Origin of the sequence: Olleya marilimosa CAM030, assembly GCF_000518485.1 — a bacterium.
Lineage (GTDB): Bacteria > Bacteroidota > Bacteroidia > Flavobacteriales > Flavobacteriaceae > Olleya > Olleya marilimosa.
In genome coordinates, this window is record NZ_JADR01000019.1 from 2,501 (window position 1) to 5,117 (window position 2,617).

At 47.3% G+C, this 2,617-nt stretch carries 2 rRNA genes (1 of these 2 only partly in view); both read left to right on the top strand.

Features of this window, described 5'->3' with window-relative positions:
* Positions 1-2,328: ribosomal RNA gene (locus tag M890_RS0113815) — 23S ribosomal RNA — on the top strand (it extends 491 nt beyond the left edge of the window).
* A gap of 102 nt (positions 2,329-2,430) precedes the next feature.
* Positions 2,431-2,537, top strand: a 5S ribosomal RNA gene (gene rrf / locus M890_RS0113820).
* Positions 2,538-2,617 lie beyond the last annotated feature (80 nt).

A 2,617-nucleotide genomic window follows, 5' to 3' on the forward strand; every position in this document is an offset into this window, starting at 1 on the left:
AAAGGTGAAAAGAACCCTGAATAAGGGAGTGAAATAGATCCTGAAACCATACGCTTACAAGCGGTCGGAGCCCTTTGGGGTGACGGCGTGCCTTTTGCATAATGAGCCTACGAGTTACCGTTGCTAGCAAGGTTAAGTGATTAAGTCACGGATCCGTAGCGAAAGCGAGTCTGAATAGGGCGCTTTAGTTAGTAGTGGTAGACGCGAAACCGTGTGATCTACCCATGGGCAGGTTGAAGCTGTAGTAACATACAGTGGAGGACCGAACCGGTTGACGTTGAAAAGTCTTCGGATGACCTGTGGGTAGGGGTGAAAGGCCAATCAAACTCGGAAATAGCTCGTACTCCCCGAAATGCATTTAGGTGCAGCGTTGATTTATAGTTTTATAGAGGTAGAGCTACTGATTGGATGCGGGGGCTTCACCGCCTACCAATTCCTGACAAACTCCGAATGCTATAAAATGTTCATCAGCAGTGAGGGCATGGGTGCTAAGGTCCATGTCCGAAAGGGAAAGAACCCAGACCATCAGCTAAGGTCCCAAAATATATGTTAAGTTGAAAAAACGAGGTTGAACTGCTTTGACAGCTAGGATGTTGGCTTGGAAGCAGCCATTCATTTAAAGAGTGCGTAACAGCTCACTAGTCGAGCGGTTCGGCATGGATAATAATCGGGCATAAACATATTACCGAAGCTATGGACTTGAAAAAGTGGTAGGGGAGCATTGTAGTGGCGTTGAAGGTGTGCTGTGAGGCATGCTGGAGTAGCTACAAAAGAAAATGTAGGCATAAGTAACGATAATGCGGGCGAGAAACCCGCACTCCGAAAGACTAAGGTTTCCTCAGCTATGCTAATCAGCTGAGGGTTAGTCGGGACCTAACGCGAACCCGAAAGGGGTAGTGGATGGACAACAGGTTAATATTCCTGTACCTGCTCTCAATAAAAGTGACGGAGGCGAAAAGTTAGTGCGCACAGACGGAATTGTGCGTTGAAGAGAGTGGTAACACCTCGATAGTACACTAAGACTACGGTCGCGGTGATAATCTAGCAAATCGACTTCCAAGAAAAGCAAGAGAAGCAGCCCGTACCCTAAACCGACACAGGTAGTTGGGATGAGAATTCTAAGGAGCTCGAGAGATTCATGGCTAAGGAACTAGGCAAAATAGACCTGTAACTTCGGGAGAAAGGTCGCCACCCTTTGGGGTGGCCGCAGTGAAAAGGTCCAGGCGACTGTTTATCAAAAACACAGGGCTATGCTAAATTGAAAGATGACGTATATGGCCTGACACCTGCCCGGTGCTGGAAGGTTAAGTGGAGGGTTTAGCTTCGGCGAAGATCTAAAATGAAGCCCCAGTAAACGGCGGCCGTAACTATAACGGTCCTAAGGTAGCGAAATTCCTTGTCGGGTAAGTTCCGACCTGCACGAATGGTGCAACGATCTGGACACTGTCTCAGCCATGAGCTCGGTGAAATTGTAGTATCGGTGAAGATGCCGATTACCCGCTGTGGGACGAAAAGACCCCGTGCACCTTTACTATAGCTTAGTATTGGTTTTGGATAAGTAATGTGTAGGATAGGTGGGAGACTTTGAAGCGGCGTCGCTAGGCGTTGTGGAGTCATTGTTGAAATACCACCCTTTGCTTGTCTAGAGTCTAACCTTCAATGAAGGGACAGTGCTTGGTGGGTAGTTTGACTGGGGTGGTCGCCTCCAAAAGAGTAACGGAGGCTTCTAAAGGTTCCCTCAGCACGCTTGGTAACCGTGCGTAGAGTGCAATGGCATAAGGGAGCTTGACTGAGAGACCTACAAGTCGATCAGGTACGAAAGTAGAGCATAGTGATCCGGTGGTTCCGTATGGAAGGGCCATCGCTCAAAGGATAAAAGGTACGCCGGGGATAACAGGCTGATCTCCCCCAAGAGCTCATATCGACGGGGGGGTTTGGCACCTCGATGTCGGCTCGTCACATCCTGGGGCTGGAGAAGGTCCCAAGGGTTGGGCTGTTCGCCCATTAAAGTGGCACGCGAGCTGGGTTCAGAACGTCGTGAGACAGTTCGGTCTCTATCTACAGTGGGCGTTAGAAATTTGAGTGGATCTGACTCTAGTACGAGAGGACCGAGTTGGACTAACCTCTGGTGTATCTGTTGTTCCGCCAGGAGCATTGCAGAGTAGCTACGTTGGGAAGGGATAAGCGCTGAAAGCATATAAGCGCGAAACCCACCACAAGATGAGATTTCTTTAAAGGGTCGTAGGAGATGACTACGTTGATAGGTCATAGGTGTAAAGGCAGTAATGTCATAGCCGAGTGATACTAATAACCCATAGGCTTATTGTACGCCTGTTTTTTATAAAGTTCAATATAAAATTTTCATGAATCATTTTTTCAATATGTTATTATATACGGTAAAGTAGTTAATACTACATACACCGAAAGATTTAAGGTGATTATAGCGATGGGGCTCACCTCTTACCATTCCGAACAGAGAAGTTAAGCCCATTTGCGCCGATGGTACTGCATTGTGGGAGAGTAGGTCGTCGCCTTTTTAGAGAACCCTTCATATTTATTTATGAAGGGTTTTTTTGTGCCTTAAAATGAAATTGATAGAAATTAGAAGGGTAGAGTC